Here is an 823-nt window from a genome sequence, read left to right as displayed (position 1 = left end):
CGCGGAGGTCGTCATCGACGCCGCCGGGCTGTCGCCGTTCGTCACCTGGGGCACCAACCCCGGGCAGGGCGCACCGCTTTCGGCGTCCGTCCCCGATCCGGCTTCGTACGAAGACGCATCGGAGCGCTTCGCCGCCGAAAAGGCCCTGGAGTACATGGGGTTGGAGGCCGGGCAGCCGCTGCGTTCCATCAAGGTGGACACCGTCTTCGTAGGCTCGTGCACCAACGGCCGTATCGAGGACCTGCGCGCCGCGGCCGAGCTCGTCAAGGGCCGTAAAGTCGCCGACGGCGTACGGATGCTGGTCGTCCCGGGCTCCGCGCGGGTCGGTCTGCAGGCCGTCTCCGAGGGTCTGGACGTGGTGTTCAAGGAGGCCGGCGCCGAGTGGCGGCACGCGGGCTGCTCGATGTGTCTGGGCATGAACCCCGACCAGCTGGCCCCCGGTGAGCGCTCCGCGTCCACCTCCAACCGCAACTTCGAGGGCCGGCAGGGCAAGGGCGGCCGCACCCACCTTGTCTCCCCGCAGGTCGCGGCCGCCACCGCCGTCCTGGGCCACCTGGCCTCCCCGGCCGACCTGTCCGCCGACGCCCCCACGCCCGCTGGAGTCTGATCAGTCATGGAAGCCTTCACCACCCACACCGGCCGGGCCGTCCCGCTGCGCCGCTCCAACGTCGACACCGACCAGATCATCCCCGCGCACTGGCTCAAGAAGGTCACGCGCGACGGGTTCGAGGACGGTCTGTTCGAGGCCTGGCGCAAGGACGCGTCGTTCGTCCTCAACCAGAGCGAGCGCCAGGGCGCGACCGTGCTGGTCGCCGGCCCCGAC

1 protein-coding gene and 1 pseudogene are annotated in these 823 nt (G+C 71.3%); both read left to right on the top strand.

The features are described 5' to 3' along the window. Window positions 1–607, top strand: a 607-nt coding sequence (locus IE153_RS41255) for an aconitase family protein (protein ID WP_268251983.1), incomplete at its 5' end; no start/stop codon positions are given. Between the two features lie 6 nt (window positions 608–613). Further along, window positions 614–823: pseudogene (locus tag IE153_RS41250) on the top strand (3-isopropylmalate dehydratase small subunit); the annotation flags it as partial.

It is taken from the genome of Streptomyces massasporeus (assembly GCF_014648995.1).
GTDB classification, from domain to species: Bacteria; Actinomycetota; Actinomycetes; order Streptomycetales; family Streptomycetaceae; genus Streptomyces; species Streptomyces massasporeus.
Note: the sequence above shows the minus strand (reverse complement) of the source record. Positions and strands in the feature narration are given on the sequence as shown.